Here is a 20,820-nt window from a genome sequence, read left to right as displayed (position 1 = left end):
CGGCCACACCCGTTCCCATGCCGAACACGGAAGTTAAGCGCTTCAGCGCCGAAAGTAGTTGGGGGTCTCCCCCTGTGAGGATAGGACGTTGCCAGGCCAACGCGAAAGACGATCGAGCATCCGCTCGGTCGTCTTTCTTTATGTGATTATTTTAAACAAAATTACCTAATAGTATTGCTTTATCCTAATCGGTATGTTAATATAATAATTGTCTAGTGGCGATAGCGAAGTGGTCACACCCGTTCCCATGCCGAACACGGAAGTTAAGTACTTCAGCGCCGAAAGTAGTTGGGGGTCTCCCCCTGTGAGGATAGGACGTTGCTAGGCCAACGCAAAGGACGATTGAGCAAATGCTCGATCGTCCTTTTTTGTCGTTCTCGAAACCTTTAATTCTTTCTTTGCGTATAAACACGTGAAGAGGGGGAATCATCATGCACATTCGTGAAGCTACAACCTCGGACCAGACGATATTCACTGAGGTTTCACGGGCAAGTTTTAAACAAGAGGCAGACCGTCTCCGACTACCATATCGAGACTTAAATATTGAACCACCCGGTTATGATGACGAGGCGATGAGCCTGTACTTGATTGAACAATTGACATGCTACGTCATCGAGCTTGAAGGACAAGTCGTCGGGGGAGCCGTCGTGACGTTGACAGGGCAAGATTATGGCCGGATAGACCGCATCTTTATCCATCCATATAGACAAGGTAAAGGGATTGGGAAACGGGCACTACAATCAATCGAGGAGCTTCATCCGACTGTTCGAATTTGGGAGTTGGAGACATCCACAGCCCAACCTAACAACGTGGCATTTTATCGAGCAGCTGGTTACCAATCCGTCTTCGAATCAGATCAGGAAGTTTGTTTCGTCAAACGAGTGAAGCAACGGACAGATCACATGATATTGCGCTATGAAGAGCTTTCCATTACAGGTGCTCAAGCGTATGGGATGGATGCGAGTCGTGTCTCCATCACGAATAGTAACGTCTCAGAGCTTCAGGCGCACAACTGTAATTTCACGAAGAGCCAATTTCGGAATATCAACTTCAGAGAGACGGAGTTTGATGATTTGAATCTATCTGGTTCTCAGTATCGTTTCGTCACCATGTACGAATCAGGGAGGCCGACGACGTTCTTCCATACAAACCTGACGAATACATTTTTTGAAAACTGTCGGCTCGATGGTGTCCAAATCAAGGACTCATCGATTGACGGTTTAACGATTGACGGGGTACACGTCAAAGACCTGTTAGAATATTATCGAAAAGAAACTGGAGGAATAAAACGTTATGAGTGATCTCTACCAAACCCAACACGACTTACAACAACAGATGGCAGAACGGGACCGACTCGCCCGTAAATTAAAAACACTCGACAAGCAAATTGCCGAACATGAAGCTGTGCGAAAGCAACTTCTCAATTCGTTTACGAAGGAACAGCGCGATGTCTATGACTTAGATTCATTCTCGCTCGTCAACGCATGGCGTAAGCTAAGGGGAACATTCAACGAACAAAAAACGATTGAATTAGAAGAGGCGGCCCGGGCCGAATTGAAGTTACGGGAACATGAGGCGATGGTGGATGAGTTAGCGCTTGAGCGTCGTGACTTATATGAAACATTTGAGACGTATCGTGGGATCGACGCGAAATGGGAGACCTTCCTAAAAGAGAAGGAAACTCATTTGAAGCAAGATTTTACTGTTAGGGAAGAATTATATCGACTCACGGATCAACAGGTAAAAATGAATGAGGTGCTTGTTGAATATAAAGAAGCCATCGTCGCTGGAAATTCAGCACGGACGGCCATCTCGAGAACACTTAAACATCTCGACAGTGCGAAAGGTTGGTCGACGTATGATACGTTCTTTGGAGGCGGCTTGATTGCGACAGCGATGAAACATGATGCCATCGATGCTTCGGAACGGAAGATGCATGAACTTCAAGCTGCGCTCGAGCGCTTCTCGCGGGAGTTGGCTGACGTGAAAGGAGTCGTCAGTGGCTTACAAATCGAGCGCGGTTCGCTCATTCAATTCGCTGACTACTTCCTCGATGACATCTTTTCAGAGTGGACGATGCATGGACGAATCAATGATTCGCTAGACAAGGTAAAAGGACTCGATCGTGAAATCGCTCAACTGATTGAGAAAATGACGAGAGAAGTAGAACGTCTAGAACAACAACTCGAAGAAATAGAAACGAAACGAAAACAGCTCATCCTCACACGATGAGCTGTTTGGTTATTCTGGTCGTTTCAACCAATGGCGTAAACCTTTACCCGCGTGCGGTCCGTCGGCGTATCGAGGGATAACGTGCAGGTGGGCGTGAGGGACGGTCTGGTTTGACGCCGTTCCGACGTTCCAGCCAAGCGTATACCCATCAGGACTATACATCTTCTCGAGGAAGGACTTTGCTTCGTGGAGTAACTCGTATGTATCGCGCCATTCCGAAGGCGTGAGATCGAACGTCGTCGCTCGATGTCGTTTTGGGACGATGACGCCAGAGCCGACGAGCACGTCCTGCTCACGGTCGTGCATCAAGAAGTAGCATGTCTCATTCTCGGCGACGATCGTCTGAGACGGGTCAAGTTGAGGATGACAAAATGGACAAGTTGACATCGGATTGGTACACTTCCTTTCTATATGAAGTGTACCAAAAGGGGGAGCATTATGAATGAATTGATTGATATGATGGTTGCCCAGGCCGAACGCGAGCAGCGCACGATTATCGCCATCTCGGGACACGGGGGTGCCGGGAAGACGATATTTGCAGATGCCCTACGCGAGCGCCTCGGAGACGTAAACTACATCAATACCGATCCATATATCACGGACTCGTTGTTACGGAAGAGCGCTATGCTCGATTACACGGTCGACGGGCAGAAGCATCATTATAAGATGACGGCTTGTCATCCGTCCGCGCATCATCTACTTTCACTAGAGCGTGACGTTCGTATGGTGCGTGAAGGCATCGGTTTTTTCACGATTGACGTCCCATACCTTGAACGAACGTGGATTGACCCGACAAAACGGATCACCATCATCGAAGGCATGAGCGTCGCGTTCCTCGCCGCAGATTCGTGGGATGTTTCGGCTTATCTATATACCGACAGTGATACTGAGTTTGCGCGACGTTCCGTTCGGGATATCCAGCAACGGGGAATGGATCTCACATATTTACAGGCTTCGCACGAAGAGCGTCGACTCCAATACGAGCTGTTCATGCATCCGCAGCGCGAAAAGTTCCAAACGATCGTCTCGACGAGTAACGATGTTTGGACAATTGAAAACCACCGCTCATGAAGAACGGTGGCTACGTAACGTCTCTTGGATACCGAGTCCAAGTCGATCCTGTTCTCGTTCGAGTTGGTCCCACGTGAGCGAGCGATGGCGCATCGTGACGTCATTGGCGATTGACTCGAGTGTACGTTGCTTCTCGATATTGTCGAGCCAGTAATAGACGTCGACCCCGTCCTCGTCGACCCGCCAGAACGATTTGACGACTTCGAACTCGTCGGCCCAGTCACCGACCGGTTTGAATCCATACTTCTCGACGAATGGATACGGTCGTTCTTCTCCGATCGGGTCGATAACGTTACGGACGAACATGAGCTCGAGCCCGGCATGTTCGGTCGCCTGTAACAAGCGTTTCAAGGCAGGGAGTGGTTCGACTTCGACTTTTTCGATGACATCGAACCAGACCCGTTTGCCGTCGGTGTCCCAGACGGTCGCTTCGACGCTGTATGGTGCTCCAGCTGTTGATGGGGCATACATCGTCAAATCGAACGTGAACGGGATGTGCTCTTCAGCACCCGGTTCGAGCTCGGCGGATAGGACGATTGGGACTTCTTGCAAGTCGGCCTCCCGATTAAACTCGTTGCCTTCGAGCGTGATATCTTTGAACGTCGTCAAAAAATTAAGCGTCAGCTCTTGCAGGCGCACGACATGCGAAGTGGTGTTCAACACCCGCAGCGTTCCATGAACGGTCTCGTTCGGAATGAACGGGACGGTGTGAAAATAGACGGATGCGTCCAGTTCGGAAAAGAACCATTTTTTAAAGCGATTACCCCATTTCGACATGACGGTCGCGCTCCTTTTCTCTTATAGATTGCACTCTTTTAAATGTTCCCGATTCCAATTCTGAAAAAACATGAAGAAAAAGGTTGCATTATATAACTACTTCACTTATTATAGAGAATGTCGAAACAATTCAAACCATCGCGGGGTGGAGCAGTCTGGTAGCTCGTCGGGCTCATAACCCGAAGGTCGTCGGTTCAAATCCGGCCCCCGCAACCAATTTTTATTTAATTTCATATGTCGTCGCGGGGTGGAGCAGTCTGGTAGCTCGTCGGGCTCATAACCCGAAGGTCGTTGGTTCAAATCCAGCCCCCGCAACCAATTTTTTAAATGAGATAGCGAAACGATGACGTTTCGTGTTTTTTTTTGCGTAAAATTGAGTGTACAATGAGTACGTATCGCTAGAACCGACTAAAGGAGAAACATCATGTATACATTGATTACCCATTCTGCGGCTGAGACGCAGGCAGTGGCAGAGAAATTGGCCACACTTGTCAAAGCCGGGACGGTCATAACGTTGAACGGCGACCTCGGTGCCGGTAAGACGACGTTCACCCAGGGCTTTGGTAAAGGCCTCGGTGTCACGCGCAACGTCAACAGCCCGACGTTTACCATCATGAAACAATACCAAGGGCGCTTGCCGCTCTACCATATGGACGTCTATCGTCTCGAAGATACAGGGGACGATATCGGCCTCGAAGAATACATCAACGGCGATGGTGTCGCCATAGTCGAATGGTCGAACTTGATCGAGTCATCGCTTCCGAAGGAACGGCTCGCCATCACAATCGAGCGAGTCGGGGACGAGGAACGTCAACTGACGTTCGCGCCCGTCGGCGACGTCTATGATGCGCTGGTGAAGGAGGTGCTCGCATGAAGCAACTGATGATTGATACGGCGACGACACGTCTATCTGTCGCCCTCAGTGAACACGGACAGATTCAAGCCGAGGCGACGGTCATGGTCTCGAAAAACCATGCCGTCACGCTCATGCCGATGATTGAACAACTGATGAATGCGGTCAAATGGACACCGACCGAGCTCGAACGTATCGTCGTGACGACAGGTCCGGGATCTTATACGGGTATTCGCATCGGTGTCACGACCGCGAAGACGCTCGCCTACACGCTTCAACTCCCGCTCGTCGGGGTCTCTGCGCTCCATCTCATGGCGGCGGCCCCGAATACGGAGCTCCCGGTCGTCGCGCTCATCGATGCCCGTCGTGGCAATGCGTATATCGGTCACTATCAACAGAACGAGGCCGTGACACCCGACCGTCACGCCTCGGTCGCAGCTTGGCTTGAAGCCAACATCACAGGACCGTTTGTCGTTGTCGGTGATGTCGAACCGTTCCGTGACGTACTCGCGTCTTACGACTATACCGAAGCACCGGCCGCGCATAGCTATGGCCGGGCAAGCGATCTCGTCGCGTTAGGTGACGTCACGAACGATGTTCATGCGTTTGAGCCCGAATATCTCCGTCTTGCTGAAGCGGAAGCGAAATGGCTCGAGGGACAAAACAATGGCTGACATTAAAATCCGGCGCATGAACTGGCTCGATGTCGAGGAAGTGACCAAAGTCGAAGAAGCGTCGTTCGCCATCCCATGGACGAAAGAAGCGTTCATGAACGAGATGCTCCGCAATGACCAAGCGATCTATTTCGTCGCTGTGCATGAACGACGCGTGGTCGGCTTCGTCGGGGTTTGGCAAATTGTAGACGAGGGGCACATCACGAACATTGCCGTCTTACCAGAATATCGCGGGCAAGGCATCGGCAATCTGCTGTTGACGCAACTCGTTGAATTCGCCCGCTCGAAGTCACTCGCGGCGCTCACGCTCGAAGTGCGCGTCTCGAATATCGGTGCCCAAAAGCTGTATGAACAGTTCGGTTTTGAAAACGCCGGTCGCCGGAAACGGTACTATCAAGACAATAATGAAGACGCCTATATCTACTGGGCGAAGTTAGGAAGTGAATCAGAATGAACACATCGCTCATTCTCGCGATTGAGTCGAGCTGTGATGAGACGTCGGTCGCGCTCGTGCGTGACGGCAAGACGCTCTTATCGAACGTCGTCTCGTCGCAGATTGAAAGTCATAAACGGTTCGGTGGGGTCGTGCCCGAGGTCGCCTCGCGCCACCACGTCGAACGAATCACGTACGTCATCGATGACGCCCTCAGTGAAGCCGGCGTGACGATGCAAGACGTCGACGCCGTCGCGGTCACACAAGGACCTGGTCTCGTCGGGGCGCTGCTCGTCGGCATCAGTGCGGCCAAAGCGCTCGCGTTCGCCCATAGTAAACCGCTCATCGGCGTCCACCATATCGCCGGACATATTTACGCGAACGAACTCGTCGAGGAGATGGAGTTCCCACTCGTCTGTCTCGTCGTTTCAGGCGGACACACGGAGCTCGTCTATATGCCCGAGCACGGTGTGTTCGAAGTCATCGGTGAGACGCGTGACGATGCGGCTGGAGAAGCGTACGACAAAGTCGCACGAACGCTCAGCCTGCCTTACCCGGGCGGCCCGGCCATCGACCGTCTCGCGGCTAACGGGGAAGACACGTATAAGTTCCCACGGGTTCGCCTCGAGGCAGGAAGTTTTGACTTCAGCTTCAGCGGGCTCAAGTCGTCAGTCATCAACGCCGTCCACAATGCCGAACAGCGTGGGGAGACGGTCATCCCTGAAAACTTGGCGGCCAGCTTCCAAGCGAGCGTCGTCGAAGTGCTCGTCGAAAAAGCGATTCGTGCCGTAAAAGAAAAAGGAGCCAAACAATTGCTCGTCGCAGGTGGCGTCGCGGCCAACCGTGGACTCCGTACTGCGCTTCAAGAAGCTACGGACCGCGAAGGCATCCGCCTCGTCATCCCACCACTTGATCTATGCGGAGATAATGCTGGTATGATCGGGGTGGCGGCACATCACGCGTTTGTGCGCGGAAAGCGCGATACACTGGCGATGAATGCGGTTCCTGGGTTATCCTTAGAAGAGAGCATGACAGTCTAGGGGGAAATAGAGACATGACGAAACGCATCATTATTGGAGGTCTGGTCGTACTGCTCGTCGTCGCGACGTTTTTGCAAGTACGGGAGATTATCCGCGCCTATAATATCGCCTATCAAGAAGAAATCGTACCGGAAGCGACACGCGTCCGTTCACTCACAGGAGCGGAATCGCTCGAAGGCATCGGCCGGGTCACGGGTGAGAACACGCTCGTCGAGACGTTGTACGGCTATAAGAGCCTAGACGATCAAAATATCGAGAGCGTCATCGTCGTCGACCGCAACCTCGGCGTTCAGCCGAAAGCGAGCGACGCATATTACGAGATTGCGCCGGGACGAGAAGCGACCGAAGAAGAAGCGGCGAAGTTCGAGGATATCGTCAACGAGTTTGACGAAGAGCAACTGTTCGCGCAAGTCATCTCGACGCATAAGGCGAAGTATGTGACGAACCGTGAGGAGACGCTCACGTTCTATAAAGTCTTTGTCCGTGACGTCGATACGAACGAGTACGTGTTCTTTATCACGGAAGACGGTCTCAAACTCGACTTCCATACACGCGGGTTCCAACCGCTACGTTACTTCTAACTATTAAAAGGGAAGCCGATCTCCATGATGGAGATCGGCTTCCCTTTTTTATACGTCCGGATGATGTTTGTTCTGTTTGTACCACATATTCACCCAACTCACGATGAAGACGAGCAGGGCGAGCACCCACATGAGGAGCGTCGACTGATAGAAGTGTCCCCACACCGAGCCTGGGGTGTAAAAGCTGTGCACGGTCACATCGACCGGCCAGACGACGAGGCGGATGAACAGCGTGCTCATGAGCAGGCCGCTCAACAAGCTGATCACAATCCCGCTCCACGTCTGGATGATGAAGCCGATGACGACCGGCAAGAAATAAAACAGGAACGACGGGACGACCGTCGGCTCCCCGCGAATCAGTTCGGATACGAATTCCGTCCCCGTCGGCACGATATAGGCGAGACCGGTCAGGAAGGCGTGCATCCATTCGATTCGCATCGCACGGAATCGCATCATGAATGGAGCTCCTCCCATTCTGCGTACAGTGCCGTGATCGATTCTTTCGTCGCGTCGGACTCGGTCGACAGTTCCTGTGCCCGGGCGAAGTCGTTGAAGACGTCCGGTTCACACAACAGCTGCTCGATTTCCTCGAGACGCGCCTCGTGTTGTTCGATCGTGAGCTCGATTTCCTCGATCCGTTGTTTCATCCGGCGTTCCTCGCGTTGTTGTTCCTTGTCGGCGCGCTGTTTCTTGACGATGACTTGTTTCGTCTCTTCGCGGGCGAGTCGGGCCAGGTCTTCGAGTTCTTCTTTCTTCTCGACGTAATATGAATAATCGCCGAGATACTCGTCGATGCCGTTCGGCGTGATCTCTAAGACGCGCGTCGCGAGCCGGTCGATGAAGTAGCGGTCGTGCGACACGAACAGAATTGTGCCCGGATAGTCGACGAGGGCGTTCTCGAGAATCATCTTCGAATCGAGGTCCAAGTGGTTCGTCGGCTCATCCAAGATGAGCAAGTTCGGTTGCTCGAGCTTTAGTTTCGCGAGCGTCAAGCGGGCCCGTTCCCCACCCGACAATTCATGGACACGTTTCATGACGTCGTCACCGCTGAACAGGAACTGTCCAAGCAGGCTCCGGACTTCTTGTTCGCGCATGAGCGGCCAGTCGTTCCAAATCTCGTCGATGACACGGTTGGCGTCCGACAAGTTTTGTTGTTCCTGGTCGTAGTAGCCGATTTCGACGCCGGTGCCGTAGCGGATGTCACCGGTAAGGGGCGGCTGTTGTTTCGTCAACACTTTCAGGAGCGTCGATTTGCCGACTCCGTTCGGGCCGACGAGGGCGACCGATTCGCCGCGCTGCAATTGGAAGCGGAGCTGTTGGGCGATCGGTTCTTCATAGCCGATGGCAAGATCGCTCGCACTCAATACGTCGTTCCCGCTTTGACGTTTGATTGAGAACGAGAGGACGGCACTGCGCTCATCACCGTCCGGCGCTTCCATCCGGTCGACTTTCTCGAGACGTTTGCGGACGCTCTGGGCCCGCTTCGTCGTCGTCGCCCGGGCGATGTTACGCTGGATGAAGTCCTGCATCTTGGCGATCTCTTCTTGTTGCGACTCGAACTGCTTCTTCTCTTGCTCGTAAATGGCAGCCTTCTGTTCAAGGTACTTCGTGTAGTTGCCGACGAAGCGACGGCTGCGGTGGCGGGACAGCTCATAGACGACCGATACGACGCGGTCGAGGAAGTAGCGGTCGTGGGAGACGATGAGGACGGCGCCTTTATAGCCGCTCAAATACTTCTCGAGCCAGCCGAGTGTCTCGATGTCCAAGTGGTTCGTCGGCTCATCCAAGATGAGCAGGTCTGGACTTTGGAGCAGCATCTTCGCGAGAGCAAGACGTGTCCGCTGTCCGCCGGAGAGCGTATCGATGCGGCGTTCGAAGTCGTCCGGATAGAACCGCATCCCGTGAAGGACAGAGCGGATCGTCGCCTCATATTGATAGCCGCCACGGTCTTTGAACGTATGCTGTTCTTCATCGTAAGACGACAAGAGGCGCTCATAGGCGGCCGGGTCGTTCAAGATGCGCTCAGAACCCATGTCTTGCTCCATGCGGCGCAGCGTCTTTTCTTGTTCAATTAAATCGGTGAAGACAGTCAACATTTCGTTCCACATCGTCTCGTTCGACTCTAACCCTGAGTCTTGGGCGAGATAGCCGATGGTGACATCTTTAGGCTTCATGATGTCGCCCGAGTCATAGTTGTATTCCCCGGCGATGACTTTAAGCAATGTCGACTTGCCGGCACCGTTACGGCCGACAAGGGCGACACGTTCGCCTTCTTGAATTTCTAGTTTGACGTTCTCTAAAATCGGCTCGACGCCGAATGATTTCGATAAGTTATTGACTTGCAGTAGGATCAAGTGAAAAAACCCCTTTCTCTCTATTTAGTATACTTTATTTCTTCCCCATTTCAGGTATATTCATTGAGTGGTCATGTGAATTCGTTTACAATCAAGGTGTATGAAATTAGATTCGTTTGAAACGCGTCGTAAAAAGGAGGCTCTTTCCGTTGAGTCAAAACGAACCAAAGATTCCGCAAGCGACAGCCAAACGGTTGCCACTATACTATCGGTTTATCCAAAGCCTACATTCATCAGGAAAACAGCGTGTCTCTTCTGCTGAACTGAGCGAGGCGGTCAAGGTCGATTCGGCCACGATCCGTCGCGATTTTTCGTACTTCGGTGCGCTCGGGAAAAAGGGATATGGCTATAACGTACAGTATCTGTTAGACTTTTTCCGTAAGACACTGAATCAGGACGAGATTACGAACGTCGCCTTAGTCGGGGTTGGTCATCTTGGGACAGCTTTCGTCAACTATAACTTCCTTAAAAACAATAACACACATATCGTCGTCGGGTTCGACGCAGACGAGACAAAAGTCGGCACGACGATGTCCGGTGTCCCGATTCATCACGTCGATGAGATGGAACAGATCATGAAACAAAACAAGATTGACGTCGCCATTCTCACGGTGCCGTCTGCCTATGCGCAACCGGTCGCGGACGACTTGGTCCGCTTCGGTATTAAAGGCATCTTGAACTTCACACCGGCCAGACTTACTGTGCCGGACACGGTCCGCGTCCATCACATCGACTTGTCGATCGAACTCCAGTCGCTCATTTACTTTATGCAACACTATCCATCTGCTGAGGGGGTCCATCAATAATGGAATTACTATCATCGTTGCTCGTCGTCGGTATTCCTGGGGGAGCAAGTATCTTCATTATCGCCATCGTCGCGCTCATCATCTTCGGGCCGAAGAAATTGCCTGAATTCGGACGCGCCGCTGGTCAAACGCTCCGAGAGTTCAAAAATGCCACGAACGGCATGATGAACGAACATGACGAGAAAGATAAGAAAGAACTTGAGAAGAAAGAGCAGTAATCATGAATCATCAACCTGATCAAGAACGGGCACTGTCCGATCACTTGACAGAGCTGCGGAGACGACTGATGCTGTCGGCATTTGTCGTCTTTGCTTTCTTTCTCATCGCTTTGCCGAGTGTCAAATATGTGCTCGCCTATCTGCAGGCGGACCTCGTCGAACGAGGGCTCGAGCTGAACGCCTTTGGGGTCGCGGACCCGCTCATGATTTACTTGAACTTGGCGCTCGTCATCGGGCTCGTCGCGTCCGGTCCGTTTCTACTGTATCAACTGTGGGCGTTCGTCGCACCTGGTCTGCACCCGAACGAGCGGAAAGCGACGCTCGCGTATATCCCGATCATCTTCATCTTGTTCCTGATCGGTCTCGCATTCGCCTACTATTGGTTGTTCCCGCTCGTCCTCGATATCTCGACGGACCTCGGGCAAGACCTCGGTCTGACGCAAATCATCGGGGCGTCGAACTACTTCACGTTCTTGCTGCAACTGACCATTCCATTCGGACTGTTATTCCAGTTGCCGGTCGTGACGATGTTCTTGACGCGCATCGGTGTCGTGACACCGTACTTCCTGTCATCGATTCGGAAATATGCGTACTTCGCCTTGTTCGTCATCGCGGCCTTCATCACGCCGCCGGATTTGACGTCGCACCTCATGGTGTCGCTGCCGCTCTTCTTCTTGTATGAAATCAGCTTGTCGATTTCACGCATCACGTACCGGGGCGTGCTCCGACGTGAGAAAGAGGCGATGGTGAAAGAACAGATGGATTTGATGAAACAAATGAATGAGAAGTAAACACCATGTCATGCGACGTGGTGTTTTTTTATGATTTTAGGACTATTCATTTTTGAAAAATCGATTTAAAATTAGGAATATAAAATCAAAAATGGATTATTTTTGAAAGTTATGCATTCATAAACAGAAATGAGGAGACAGATGAAAAAGTGGTTGTGGAGCATGCTTGTTGTGCTCATTATGATGGTGGCACCAGGTGTCGAAGTCCGAGCAGAGGACTATACTAAGCCGGTAACTATTCCGACAGGGGAAGTCGTAGGAGATAGTGGGTATGTGTGGCGTTCAGGGGATCCTGAGACGCTTGTTCACATTCAGACCGGTGAAGTGTATACATTACCGATTCGCGTGTCCGTTCTTCATAATATTCACGCGATCGGAGACGGTCGATTCATTTTGGAGGGCTGGCAAGAATGGATGGTCTGGAATCCTCAAACCGGTTCAAAGACGGTCTTTCCAATTGAGGCAGGGAGCGGACTTCATGCGGTCGTAGATATTAATTTGGCAGCAGAAACGGTATTGTGGACTGATGACAAGAAGTATGTCACGACATCGCTTTCGGGCAAAATTCTCGGGTCGATTCAGATGGGAAGTATGTATGAAGCATACGGACTGCTTGATGATGGGAATGTTCTTGCATTCGTGGACGGTCAAGTGACGAAGCGGACGCCGTCGGGTGAGGCGCTTGAAACACTCGGATCTTATACGGGTCAGGTGAGAGGTGCATCCTTAATCAAGGGATCAGATCAGTGGATTGTGGCAAAAGCAGGGGAATCGGATACACTTTTCATCTTTGATTTCGTAACGAAACGATGGATCGAGAAAGAAGCCCCAAGCGTAAGAGACCTCACATGGGAAGACGGCGTCTACTATTTCACGATTCGGAAGACGTATACGACGTTCTATGTTAGTTATAACGTCGCCACAAATGAGTGGCGAGAGGCACCGATTGATGATGTCTTCGTCGAAAGACGTGGTTCATGGTACGTTTTTTCTGAGAATCGATCAGCAGGCTACACGCCCGAGTCATTTTGGAAGGCACCGTGGCAACTGAATGTCAATGTGCCGAAAACGACGACTCGTTATGAAGTAGGTCGTCCCTATGATGTGAACGGAACGGTTACACTCGTTGACGGGACAGTGTTGCCGGTTCCCGGAGATGCCTTGGCTGTCAGTTTAGATCGTCAAGAAGCGCCTTTCCTTTGGGAGCAAGGGAACCTGACGCTACAGACGAATGAATCGTATAACACGATTTTTAAATGGAACGACTTAGAGCGGCGTCTAGACTTATGGGCATCGAACTACGTGCCACTCACACTCGACCCGCCAAAGGGCGTTTTAGGCCCGATTAGCGGGCAGACAACACCGGACACTCCGGTGTTCATCAGTGTGACGAAAAACTTGTATCAAGCCAACTCATCGGATTCGTTGTTGAACTATCAATCGGCGACGGTTCGTTCGGATGAGTCTGGACGCTATACGTGGCAACCGGCGCGTTGGTTCACACCTGGATCGCGTGTGACTGTGAAAATCGGTAGTGGGTCAGGCGTTTACGCGGATCCAATTGAACTTCAGACGGTCAAAGAAAGTGACGATACCTCGTCGAACGACATTTCAGTTTTGACGAACACGGTCACTTCAGGCGTCACGTTAAAAACAACGCCACACGCGGCCGTGGATGTATTGATTCGAAGTGGGAAATACTACGAAATTTCGAATGAGCAGGCAGATGAGGAAGGGCTCATTTCGATTAAAGAGTTCGATACGATGCCAGTAGACATCGGAACAAAAGTCTACTTCAAGTTAAAAGAAGCACCTGCTTCAGCGTTCCGGCTCACGACAGTAGAGACGAGAGTGGAACCGCCTGTCTTTACGTGGACTCGGACGCCATTGATGTATGACAAGTCTATCAACGTCACATCGAGTACTGATCAGGCTTATCGCATCTATCGAAACGGTACGCATGTGGCGACAACCCGCACGATGCCGTACACGTTCGAGACGCCATTAAAAGAAGGGGAAGTCATTCTCGTCACTCGTTCGAGTGGTGATGCGACGTACGAACTCACGAAAACAGTTCGTGCGTTCACACCGACGCTCAGTGTGACGGATACGTTGATGACAAAGACACAAGCGACGCTCTCAATCAAAAAGACGAGCACGGCGACAGTGCGCTTCTATGTAAATGATAAACTCGTCTCGGCCAAACGCCTCTCGACGACACGTTACACCATTCCGGCCAAGCCGGGGGATCGCGTTCGTGTCAAAGCATCGGTCGGGTCGAAATCGCGTGACGTCTCGCTCGAGTTGCCAAAGACATCGTTGTCGACGCTCTCGATTAACGATGAGAAGTCGCTCTGGGTCGGCTACATGATCCCGAACAGCACGGTCACGTTGAAGAACGGTTCGAAAGTATTGGCTACTGCAAAGGCGAGCAGCACCGGACGTGTGACGCTCCGCTTCACGCGGCAACCAGTCAATGCGACGCTCTCGTTGACGAGTCAAAGTGGCACGTTCCGCCATGTACAGACGGCGAAAGTGACGACTGGACCGACTCCGACGCTCGTGACGACGATTCCATCGAGCGCATCGAAGACACTGAAGGCGACATCGAACGTCGCGTACGGCACCTTGACGCTCACGCGGGGGTCGACGGTCATCGCGAAGAAGACGGTGACGGCCACGTCGACAACGCTCAGCTTCACCCCACAAAAGAAAGGAACGAAATTGACACTCCGTCTCGTGACGCCAAAAGGCCGAAGCGTGACGAAGACGATTTATGTTCGTTAACTGAGAAGCCATTCGCGATGATGCGGATGGCTTTTTTTAGAGATGGGGAACAGAGGGAGGACGTGATACGATGGAGCCAATCAAACAATAGGTCAGGGGGAGAAGCGATGGCTTGGGAGTACTACGGGGATGAACTCATCATCATCGGCGTGTTGACGACAATTTTGTTGATTGCCGTGCTGAACTTTCTGAAGTCGCGATTCAAGCGGAGACTCGCCTTCTCGTTGACATTGCTCGTCGTGGGGTACGTATCGTGTATCATCGGACTCGTCTTCGTCCGTGGTTGGGACGCGCTGGGCTGGATTTTGATTGGCTTCAGTCTGTACGTGATCGGCCTCCTCACCTATATCAGCGTCGTCACTTACCACTGGTTTAAAGCAAGACGCACGACCCATTCATGAATGAACCGTTCCGGTTGCGGAGCGTTTTTTTTGTTGTCACATCAGCCGTTCAAACTTTAGACATAATTACGTGAAAAAGTGAGCAAAGGGATTGTCAAACCTTCTTGTGAAATAGTACACTAAGTTCAGAAAGTAAATGTGATATTTATCACAAACACTAACTTGCCCACACCTCAAAGGAGAGACAACCATATGAAAATCGCAGTCATCGGATGTACACACGCAGGAACAGCAGCCGTCAAAGGATTACTCGCCAAGCACGACAATCTCGACATCACGGTATATGAGCGCAACGATAACGTCAGCTTCCTCTCGTGTGGGATCGCCCTCCACGTCGGTGGTGTCGTCAAACGTGCGGAAGAGCTCTTCTATGCATCACCGACCGAACTCGAAGAACTCGGCGCGACGATGCGCATGAAGCACGACGTGTTGAACATCGATACGGAAGCGAAGACGGTCCATGCGAAAAACCTCGACACGGGAGAAGACGTCTATGACACGTTCGACCGTTTGATCGTCACGACTGGTTCATGGCCGATCGTCCCGACACTTCCTGGCATCGAGATGACTGGGATTGAGCTCTGCAAAAACTATGGCCACGCCCAACGCATCATCGAGCGGGCAAAAGACGCGACGAACATCGCCGTCATCGGTGCCGGCTATATCGGTGTCGAGCTCGTCGAGGCGTTCGAAGTGTACGGCAAACACGTCACGTTCATCGATAGCGCCGACCGTATCTTGAACAAGTACCTCGACAAGTCGTTCACAGACCAACTCGAGGCAGACATGACGTCACGCGGCATCGACCTCGAGCTCGGCCAGACGGTCGAAGCATTCCGTGGAACTGAAGGGAACGTCACACACGTCGTGACCGATAAAGGTGAGTTCGAGGCCGACCTCGTCATCCTCTGTGTCGGCTTCCGCCCGAACACGGGACTCCTTCAAGGCCAAGTCGACATGCTCGGCAACGGCGCCATCATCGTCGACGAGTATATGCGCACGAGCAACCCGGACGTCTTCGCGGCTGGTGACAGCTGTGCCGTCTATTACAACCCGGCGCGCACACATGCCTACATCCCGCTCGCGACGAACGCCGTCCGCATGGGAACGCTCGTCGCTGAGAACTTGATCGCACCGCGTGTCCGTTATCAAGGGACGCAAGGAACGTCAGGTCTCCGTCTCTACGATTGGAACATTGCCTCGTCTGGACTTACAGAAGAAGCAGCTGGACTGTTCGGCCTCGACGTTGAGAGTGTTGTGATTGAAGACGCGTACCGTCCGGAGTTCATGCCGACGGCTGAACCGGTTCAGTTCAAACTCGTCTATGAAGTCGGCACACACCGCGTCGTCGGAGGACAAGTCCTCTCGAAAGCGGACATGACGCAAGCGGTCAACACGTTGTCGCTCGCCATCCAAAACGAGATGACGGTTGAAGAGCTCGCCTATGTCGACTTCTTCTTCCAACCGCACTACAACAAGCCATGGCACTTCATCAACAGTGGGGCGCTCGCGGCGATGAAAGATAAAGTCAACGCATAAAAAAACTCGGGAGCCGCGGCTTCCGAGTTTTTTATAGATAGCGTGGGGCGTCCTTCATCGAGTTGGCGAGAATCATGTAGATGAGGACGTTCCCTGGTACGATTAAAAAAAGCAGACGAACGCCGAGCGGGGACAAGTCAAAGTATTCAGCGATGCCGCCACACACACCCGAGAGTGAGCGGTTCGTGGCAGATTTTCGAAGCGGACGTTGCATAAGCGTGGCTCCTATCTCAACTGTGATATGAAAATTTTACCATATGAAGACAACAAAAAGCGCGCCGATTTGGCGCGCTTTCGCTTATTTCAAGATGGTGACGAGTTCGTCTAGCACTTCGTTGGCTGACAAGACGCCGCCTGATGTGTTCCACGTGTCGTCGCTCACTTCGGTCACTTCGCCGGCCTTGACGGCGTCGAGGTCTTTCCAAAGCTGGTTTGACTGCCACTCTTCGGCTGTCTTCGATCCATCTGCTCCACCGTACGTGAAGTAGACGATATGGTCGCCATCCATCTCTGGGATGCGTTCCATCGTGATTTCTTCAGCGAATTCGGTACGGTCTTGTGACGCCGGGCGTTTGATGCCGAGATCGCCCAAGATGACGCCTGAGAAGCTGTCCGTGAAATAGATGCGTGACGCGCCAGGAAGGAAGCGTACGACCGAAAGCTCTTTGTTCACAGCGTCGCCGAGCTCGGCTTTCGTGTCTTCGACGTGCTGCTCGTAGTCAGCCAAGACGTCGTTCCCTTTGTCTTCAAGGTTGAGGGCGTTCGCATAGAGGGCGAAGTTTTCTTGCCAGTCGCCTTTGAGCGTCTCCGACATAACCGTCGGTGCGATGGCGTTCAACTTGTCATAGATGTTCTCTTGGCGGAGCTTCGTCCCGATGATGAGATCCGGCTCGAGTTTTGCAATCGCCTCGAGGTTGACCTCGCTCTCCGTTCCGACTTCAGTCACATCTGTCATCTCTGATTCGATGTGCGGGTACCACGGGTCACCGTTCCATGATTTGACGGCACCGACTTGTTTGACGCCAAGGGCGATGAGCGCTTCGGTCCCTTCGTTCGTCAAGACGACGACACGTTTTGGTTCGACTGGTACTTCAGCCGTTCCCATAGCGTGCTCGACCGTGCGCGTCTCTGTTTCTGTTGACTCGTTTGAGTCGCTCGTCTCTTCCGATCCGCCGCAAGCAGCGAGGACGATCGTGAGGCAGAGCGTGAGTAGTGCTAACACAAACTTTTTCATATGTATAAAGTCTCCTCTGATTTGTAAGATTTCCTCCCTGACTATAAGTGATAATGATTCTCACTGTCAACCCCTTTTTCTGACAGCGAGATTTTGCTATGGTAGGAGAGGAAAGAAGTGAGTGAATGATGAAACCATGGATCAAACTATTCGCCTTGATCATCGCGTTACCTATCTTGAGTTATATCAGTCTACGGGTCGGGGTCATCCCGGTCAGCCATCAAGACGTGCTCGCGCTCGGAAGCGATATGTCGTCACAAGCGATGATTGCGCTGGAGGATAACCGTATCCCGCGCACCGTCGTCGCGCTCCTCGTCGGCAGCGTGCTCGGACTCGCCGGGTTGCTGTTCCAACTCGTGACCCGCAATCCGCTCGCGTCACCGGACATTTTGGCGGTCAATGCGGGTGCGAGCCTGGCGATTGTCCTCGTGACGCTGTTCGGTTTCAGTAGCATCGCCTCGTTCACATCGGCCGCGCTCGTTGGAGCCTTTATCGCCGGTGTCATCGTCTATCTCCTCAGCGCAAATGGGGGCAACGTCATGTACATGACACTCGCTGGGGCGTCACTTGCGGCGCTGTTCAGCTCGTTCACGCAGTCGATTATTGCGTACGAGGAAGGCGCGCTCGATGAAGTGTTGTTCTGGTTGACGGGATCGGTTGCCGGTCGCTCGCTTGAACTCGTCACGACGTTGTTGCCATGGATGGTTGTCGCGAGCCTTTGTGTCCTCCTCATCAGTAAAGAGCTTGAAACGCTGTCGCTCGGTGACCAGGTCGCCCGGTCACTCGGTCAAAACGTCGGTGTCATCAAATTCGTCGCCGTCACGCTCGCCGTCGTCTTGTCGGCGTTCGGGGTCGCGCTCGCTGGACCGATCGCCTTTGTCGGCTTGTTGGCACCCCACCTCGCGCGCTACATGTTCGGCACGGCGTTCTTTGCCCGGCTCGCGGGGAGTGCGCTCCTCGGGAGTGTGTTGCTCCTATCGGCCGACATCTTCGGACGGCTCGTCCTGTTCCCGCGGGAAGTGACGGTAGGCGTCGTGCTCGCCGTCATCGGAGGCGCCTTCTTCATCTATCTCGTCAGCGCTAGACAAGGAGTCTTTAAATCATGAAATCATACAGTTTTCGAAAAGGCCCGTTCTCGTTCACGCTCCGGAAGCGGGAGATCGTACTCGCGGTCGCGCTCCTTACCAGTCTGTTCATCGCCTTCTATTTGGGACTCGCCATCGGCGACACGTTTTTGACCCCATGGTCGCTCGGGGCGCTCTTCCTCGGTTCGGGTGACGCGTTCGCCGAGCTCGTCGTGTTCGAGTTTCGGATGCCACGCGTCCTCATGGCCATCACGGCCGGGGCATGTCTCGCAGTCAGTGGACACCTCTTACAGCTCACCATTAAAAATGAACTCGCCTCGCCGGAGATTTTCGGTATCGTCGGTGGGGCCGGGGTGGCGACGGCGACGTTCTTCACTGTCTTCACGGATGAGCGGACGAACCAACTGTCCGTCCCGCTCGCTTATATCCCGTTCGCCTCGTTCGTCGGTGCACTCACGGTTGGTGCGTTCTTGTTTTATCTATTGAAACGGGGCGTCCCGCCGGTCCGACTCGCGTTGATTGGGATTGGGATCAGCATCTTCTCGCAAGGAATCGTCCAGTTCATGATGCTCGCCTCGAACGTCTACCGAAAGAACGATATCCAGCAATGGCTCACCGGTACGGTCTATGCGGCGACATGGAATCAACTGAAAATCATGGTGCCGCTCGCGATCCTGTTCTTGCTCGCTGCCTTCTTGATTGAACGACACGTCCGCCCGCTCCACATTAGCGAGGCGGTCGCGACGAGCATCGGCGTGCCGGTCCGCGGGACACAGCGTGGGACTTTGCTTTTATCGTGTCTTCTTGCCGGAATCGGGGTCGCTTTCGTCGGAGCGATTGGCTTCGTCGGACTGATGGCCCCGCACATCGCCCGCCAAGGTTTGAAGTTACCGTACATTTGGGCAACGTTACTCGTCGGGGCGACGATTGTCGTCTTGGCGGACGTGCTCGCCCGAACAATCTTTTATCCGTATGAACTGCGAACCGGTGTCATGACGGCCGTGATCGGTGCGCCGTACTTCTTCTATTTACTTCGCCGGATGATGAAAGGAAGCATGAGATGAATACATTTGATTTACACCAGGTCGCCATCGGCTATGAACAGAAGATTGTGCTCGACGACTTAACGTTCTCGATTCCCCACGGCAAAATCACCGTGCTGTTGGGGGCGAACGGATGCGGCAAGTCGACGCTCTTGTCGACGCTCGCCAGGCAACGGGACGCGTTAGGCGGGGCCATCGCCTTCCGCGATAAGCCGCTCGAGACATATCGGGCGAAAGAGGCGGCCCGGCTCATGGCGTTCATGCCGCAAGTGAACGTCGCGCCAGACGGATTGACCGTCGAACAGCTCGTCCGTTTCGGCCGTTATCCGTATCAGACGTTTTTCAAGCGCTACTCGGAAGACGACGAACGAGCCGTCGAGCGGGCGCTCGCCTTCACGGACACGGTCTCGCTCCGGGACACGCTCGTCAGCAACTTATCGGGTGGGCAGAAGCAACGCGTCTGGATCGCGCTCGCCCTGGCGCAAGAGTCGGAAACGATTCTCCTCGATGAGCCGACGACGTATCTCGACATGTCGCACCAAATTGAAATCCTCGACTTGATGTACCGGTTGAACAGATTAGAAGGGAAGACGATCATCATGGTGCTCCACGACTTGCATCTCGCTTGTCGCTACGCCGACCATGTCATCGCACTCGCCGGTGGGAACGTCTATCGCCAGGGTAGTCCGAACGATGTCGTCGACGAGGCGTTCATGCAGGACGTCTTCGGTTTGAAAGTCGTCGTGACGGAAGACCCGCTCTACGGCACGCCGCTCTGCATCCCATATTCGCATTACGAGTTGAATGAGAAACGGCCAACCACGACCTAGTCCTCGGACTAGGTTTTTTTTCGTCTGAAGCCGGGGAAGTGGTAAGAGAAAGCTGATGTGTCACCTGGTCC

General features: G+C 52.9%; 23 protein-coding genes, 2 tRNA genes and 2 rRNA genes. 21 read left to right on the top strand and 6 right to left on the bottom strand.

Annotated features, from left to right (window positions below; genetic code table 11):
* The 4 genes from rrf (KNP84_RS14205) to KNP84_RS14190 form a co-directional block, all read left to right on the top strand.
* Positions 1-97, top strand: a 5S ribosomal RNA gene (rrf, locus tag KNP84_RS14205); the annotation flags it as partial.
* A 114-nt stretch (positions 98-211) separates the two neighbouring features.
* Positions 212-327 (top strand): 5S ribosomal RNA (gene rrf, locus KNP84_RS14200).
* 104 nt (positions 328-431) lie between these two features.
* A complete protein-coding gene (locus KNP84_RS14195) occupies positions 432-1,301 on the top strand; it encodes a GNAT family N-acetyltransferase (RefSeq protein ID WP_021065395.1) in 870 nt (289 codons plus the stop codon).
* Positions 1,294-2,232: a coiled-coil domain-containing protein gene (locus tag KNP84_RS14190; RefSeq protein WP_131472760.1), complete on the top strand. Its 939-nt coding sequence runs from the start codon at positions 1,294-1,296 to the stop codon at positions 2,230-2,232. The genes KNP84_RS14195 and KNP84_RS14190 overlap by 8 nt, the downstream gene beginning before the upstream one ends.
* A gap of 9 nt (positions 2,233-2,241) precedes the next feature.
* Here KNP84_RS14190 and KNP84_RS14185 read toward each other — a convergent pair whose 3' ends face one another.
* Positions 2,242-2,619: an HIT family protein gene (locus KNP84_RS14185; RefSeq protein ID WP_021065393.1), complete on the bottom strand. Its 378-nt coding sequence runs from the start codon at positions 2,617-2,619 to the stop codon at positions 2,242-2,244.
* Between the two features lie 51 nt (positions 2,620-2,670).
* Between KNP84_RS14185 and KNP84_RS14180 the strand changes: the two genes are divergently transcribed.
* A complete protein-coding gene (locus tag KNP84_RS14180) occupies positions 2,671-3,303 on the top strand; it encodes a uridine kinase family protein (protein ID WP_215115036.1) in 633 nt (210 codons plus the stop codon).
* Here KNP84_RS14180 and KNP84_RS14175 read toward each other — a convergent pair.
* The gene (locus tag KNP84_RS14175; protein ID WP_021065391.1) at positions 3,298-4,080 is read right to left on the bottom strand and encodes a sporulation protein; all 783 of its coding nucleotides are present in this window, start codon (positions 4,078-4,080) and stop codon (positions 3,298-3,300) included. The genes KNP84_RS14180 and KNP84_RS14175 overlap by 6 nt on opposite strands.
* A gap of 139 nt (positions 4,081-4,219) precedes the next feature.
* On the opposite strand from KNP84_RS14175, the gene KNP84_RS14170 reads away from it, so the two are divergent.
* The 7 genes from KNP84_RS14170 to KNP84_RS14140 all read left to right on the top strand — a co-directional run bounded on the left by KNP84_RS14170 (position 4,220) and on the right by KNP84_RS14140 (position 7,661).
* A tRNA-Met gene (locus KNP84_RS14170) sits at positions 4,220-4,296 on the top strand.
* Positions 4,297-4,321: 25 nt separating this feature from the next.
* Positions 4,322-4,398, top strand: a tRNA-Met gene (locus KNP84_RS14165).
* Positions 4,399-4,504: 106 nt separating this feature from the next.
* Positions 4,505-4,954, top strand: coding sequence for a tRNA (adenosine(37)-N6)-threonylcarbamoyltransferase complex ATPase subunit type 1 TsaE (gene tsaE / locus KNP84_RS14160; RefSeq protein ID WP_021065390.1), 450 nt, complete (start codon positions 4,505-4,507; stop codon positions 4,952-4,954).
* Positions 4,951-5,607: a tRNA (adenosine(37)-N6)-threonylcarbamoyltransferase complex dimerization subunit type 1 TsaB gene (gene tsaB / locus KNP84_RS14155; RefSeq protein ID WP_215115035.1), complete on the top strand. Its 657-nt coding sequence runs from the start codon at positions 4,951-4,953 to the stop codon at positions 5,605-5,607. The genes tsaE and tsaB overlap by 4 nt, the downstream gene beginning before the upstream one ends.
* Positions 5,600-6,061, top strand: coding sequence for a ribosomal protein S18-alanine N-acetyltransferase (gene rimI, locus KNP84_RS14150; RefSeq protein WP_215115034.1), 462 nt, complete (start codon positions 5,600-5,602; stop codon positions 6,059-6,061). Before tsaB ends, rimI begins: the two co-directional genes overlap by 8 nt.
* On the top strand, positions 6,058-7,080 hold the full coding sequence (gene tsaD / locus KNP84_RS14145) for a tRNA (adenosine(37)-N6)-threonylcarbamoyltransferase complex transferase subunit TsaD (protein ID WP_215115033.1): 1,023 nt from the start codon (positions 6,058-6,060) through the stop codon (positions 7,078-7,080). Before rimI ends, tsaD begins: the two co-directional genes overlap by 4 nt.
* 14 nt (positions 7,081-7,094) lie before the next feature.
* Entirely contained in the window at positions 7,095-7,661 is a 567-nt protein-coding gene (locus KNP84_RS14140) for a hypothetical protein (RefSeq protein WP_215115032.1), read from the top strand.
* 48 nt (positions 7,662-7,709) lie between these two features.
* Here the strand turns inward: KNP84_RS14140 and KNP84_RS14135 are convergent, their stop codons facing one another.
* On the bottom strand, positions 7,710-8,117 hold the full coding sequence (locus KNP84_RS14135) for a hypothetical protein (RefSeq protein ID WP_215115031.1): 408 nt from the start codon (positions 8,115-8,117) through the stop codon (positions 7,710-7,712).
* Positions 8,114-10,015, bottom strand: coding sequence for an ABC-F family ATP-binding cassette domain-containing protein (locus KNP84_RS14130; RefSeq protein ID WP_214754774.1), 1,902 nt, complete (start codon positions 10,013-10,015; stop codon positions 8,114-8,116). Before KNP84_RS14130 ends, KNP84_RS14135 begins: the two co-directional genes overlap by 4 nt.
* 149 nt (positions 10,016-10,164) lie before the next feature.
* Between KNP84_RS14130 and KNP84_RS14125 the strand changes: the two genes are divergently transcribed.
* The 6 genes from KNP84_RS14125 (at position 10,165) to KNP84_RS14100 (ending at position 16,557) form a co-directional block, all read left to right on the top strand.
* Entirely contained in the window at positions 10,165-10,821 is a 657-nt protein-coding gene (locus KNP84_RS14125; protein ID WP_029596207.1) for a redox-sensing transcriptional repressor Rex, read from the top strand.
* Positions 10,821-11,039, top strand: coding sequence for a twin-arginine translocase TatA/TatE family subunit (locus KNP84_RS14120; protein ID WP_021065382.1), 219 nt, complete (start codon positions 10,821-10,823; stop codon positions 11,037-11,039). Before KNP84_RS14125 ends, KNP84_RS14120 begins: the two co-directional genes overlap by 1 nt.
* A 2-nt stretch (positions 11,040-11,041) precedes the next feature.
* The gene (gene tatC / locus KNP84_RS14115; protein WP_021065381.1) at positions 11,042-11,830 is read left to right on the top strand and encodes a twin-arginine translocase subunit TatC; all 789 of its coding nucleotides are present in this window, start codon (positions 11,042-11,044) and stop codon (positions 11,828-11,830) included.
* A 141-nt stretch (positions 11,831-11,971) separates the two neighbouring features.
* Positions 11,972-14,617, top strand: a complete 2,646-nt coding sequence (locus KNP84_RS14110) for a hypothetical protein (RefSeq protein WP_215115030.1) — start codon at positions 11,972-11,974, stop codon at positions 14,615-14,617.
* A gap of 107 nt (positions 14,618-14,724) precedes the next feature.
* A complete protein-coding gene (locus KNP84_RS14105; protein WP_058765573.1) occupies positions 14,725-15,018 on the top strand; it encodes a YesK family protein in 294 nt (97 codons plus the stop codon).
* A 192-nt stretch (positions 15,019-15,210) separates the two neighbouring features.
* A complete protein-coding gene (locus KNP84_RS14100) occupies positions 15,211-16,557 on the top strand; it encodes an FAD-dependent oxidoreductase (RefSeq protein WP_214716541.1) in 1,347 nt (448 codons plus the stop codon).
* A 31-nt stretch (positions 16,558-16,588) separates the two neighbouring features.
* Here KNP84_RS14100 and KNP84_RS14095 read toward each other — a convergent pair whose 3' ends face one another.
* Positions 16,589-16,771 carry a PspC domain-containing protein gene (locus KNP84_RS14095; protein ID WP_058765577.1) on the bottom strand — a complete coding sequence of 61 codons (183 nt, stop codon included), beginning with the start codon at positions 16,769-16,771 and terminating at the stop codon, positions 16,589-16,591.
* A gap of 84 nt (positions 16,772-16,855) precedes the next feature.
* A complete protein-coding gene (locus tag KNP84_RS14090) occupies positions 16,856-17,791 on the bottom strand; it encodes an ABC transporter substrate-binding protein (RefSeq protein WP_215115029.1) in 936 nt (311 codons plus the stop codon).
* A gap of 125 nt (positions 17,792-17,916) precedes the next feature.
* Here KNP84_RS14090 and KNP84_RS14085 point away from each other — a divergent pair, with 125 nt between their 5' ends.
* From KNP84_RS14085 to KNP84_RS14075, 3 genes are read left to right on the top strand one after another with little or no spacing between them, the layout of a single operon-like run.
* A complete protein-coding gene (locus tag KNP84_RS14085) occupies positions 17,917-18,897 on the top strand; it encodes a FecCD family ABC transporter permease (RefSeq protein WP_215115028.1) in 981 nt (326 codons plus the stop codon).
* Complete coding sequence (locus KNP84_RS14080) at positions 18,894-19,940, top strand: FecCD family ABC transporter permease (protein WP_215115027.1); 1,047 nt, start codon at positions 18,894-18,896, stop codon at positions 19,938-19,940. The genes KNP84_RS14085 and KNP84_RS14080 overlap by 4 nt, the downstream gene beginning before the upstream one ends.
* Complete coding sequence (locus KNP84_RS14075; protein WP_215115026.1) at positions 19,937-20,749, top strand: ABC transporter ATP-binding protein; 813 nt, start codon at positions 19,937-19,939, stop codon at positions 20,747-20,749. The genes KNP84_RS14080 and KNP84_RS14075 overlap by 4 nt, the downstream gene beginning before the upstream one ends.
* The last annotated feature ends 71 nt before the right edge of the window (positions 20,750-20,820 follow it).

Origin of the sequence: Exiguobacterium sp. s70, from assembly GCF_018618315.1 — a bacterium.
GTDB lineage: Bacteria > Bacillota > Bacilli > Exiguobacteriales > Exiguobacteriaceae > Exiguobacterium > Exiguobacterium chiriqhucha.
The sequence above is the reverse complement of the archived record's forward strand: the minus strand, read 5'-3'. Positions and strand labels throughout refer to the sequence as shown.